This window comes from Hydrogenophaga sp. (genome assembly GCF_035481345.1).
Taxonomy (GTDB): Bacteria; Pseudomonadota; Gammaproteobacteria; order Burkholderiales; family Burkholderiaceae_C; genus Hydrogenophaga.
Genome location: NZ_DATIGV010000152.1, coordinates 1 through 1,664, shown reverse-complemented (window position 1 = coordinate 1,664; position 1,664 = coordinate 1). Strand labels below are relative to the sequence as shown.

Sequence of the window (1,664 nt, the reverse complement as noted above, 5' to 3'; positions counted from 1 at the left end):
GTTGGGGATGTCGACGAAGCGGTGCTCGAGGCCCAGCGCCGACGCCACGTGGGCCGCGACGGCGGGCGCGCCGTAGCGCTCGCTCGCATGGTGGCCGCAGGCCAGGTAGGCCACGCCGCACTCGCGCGCGTAGTGCGCCTGGGGCTCGGAGATCTCGCCCGTGATGAAGGCGTCGACACCCGCCGCGATGGCGGCCTCGAAGTAGCCCTGCGCGCCCCCCGTGCACAGGCCGATGCGCTGCACCACGCGCCCCGGCGGGGTCACCAGGGTGACCGGACGACCGAGCGCCTGCTCCACGTGGGTGGCCAAGGCCTCGGCGGGCGCGGCGGGGCGCTGGCCCACGAAGCCGAGCGCCTGCTCCCCGAAGCGCGCCCCCTCTTCCAGCACGAGGCCCAGCACCCTGGCGAGTTGGGCGTTGTTCCCCAGGGTGGGGTGCGCGTCCAGCGGGAGGTGGTAGGCGATCAGGCTGACGTCGTGCGCCAGCAGGCGCGACAGGCGCTGCTTCATCCAGCCCGTCACCCGCCCGTCCTGGCCGCGCCAGAACAGGCCGTGGTGCACGAAGATGGCGTCCGCCTTCGCCTCGATCGCGGCCTCGATCAGCGCCAGGCTGGCGGTCACGCCGCTGATCAGCCGGCGGACCTCCCGACGGCCCTCGACCTGCAGTCCGTTGGGCCCGTAGTCCTTGAACTGCGCGGGCTGCAGCAGGGTGTCGAAGGCGTGAACCAGCGTGTCTCGGCTTGTGCTCATGTCGGGCAGCGGCTTGAAAAACGGCATTCTGACAGCCACATCTCCAGCAGCCGAATGCGGGACAATTCCACACTTTCCTTCGCCGACCACTCATGAAACGACTCTGGCTCGTGTTTGCCCAAACCGTCACCGTGCTGGTGGCGGTGCTCTTCGTGGTGGCCACGCTGCAGCCGCAGTGGCTGGGCCGTCGCTCACTGCCGTCGGTGGTGCCGGTATTCGAGGCCCCCACGAGCGCCCCGCCCCCCGCCGACCCGGGCACCCTGAGCCTGCGTGCGGCCGCCAAGACCGCCTCGCCCGCCGTGGTGAGCATCAACACCAGCAAGGCGCCGGCCAACAACCCGCACAGCGTCGACCCCTGGTTCCGCTTCTTCTTCGGCGACCAGCTCAACAACCAGCCGCAGACCGGCCTGGGTTCGGGCGTCATCGTCAGCCCGGCCGGCTACGTGCTCACCAACAACCACGTCATCGAGGAAGCCGACGAAATCCAGGTGAGCCTCAACGATGGCCGCCAGACCGTAGCCAAGGTCATCGGCACCGACCCCGAGACCGATCTCGCGGTGCTCAAGGTCGAGCTGACCGACCTGCCCGTCATCACCCTGGGCAACTCCGACGCGCTCGAGATCGGCGATCCGTTGCTGGCCATCGGCAACCCCTTCGGCGTGGGCCAGACCGTCACCAGCGGCATCGTCAGTGCCCTGGGCCGCACCCAACTGGGCATCAACACCTTCGAGAACTTCATCCAGACCGACGCGGCCATCAACCCGGGCAATTCGGGTGGCGCCCTGGTGGACGTGCAGGGCCACCTGATGGGCATCAACACCGCCATCTACTCGCGTTCGGGCGGCTCCATGGGCATCGGCTTCGCCATCCCCACGTCCACCGCGCGCAGCGTGATGGAGGCCATCGTCAAGGAAGGC

General features: G+C 69.4%; 2 protein-coding genes. One reads left to right on the top strand and one right to left on the bottom strand.

Features of this window, described 5'->3' with window-relative positions; genetic code table 11:
- The coding region (locus VLG41_RS15780) for a Nif3-like dinuclear metal center hexameric protein (RefSeq protein WP_325350350.1) at nucleotides 1-747 on the bottom strand (747 nt) is incomplete at its 3' end.
- A 92-nt stretch (nucleotides 748-839) separates the two neighbouring features.
- Here VLG41_RS15780 and VLG41_RS15775 point away from each other — a divergent pair.
- Nucleotides 840-1,664 (top strand): trypsin-like peptidase domain-containing protein (locus VLG41_RS15775; protein WP_325350349.1); only part of this gene is annotated, 825 nt, incomplete at its 3' end.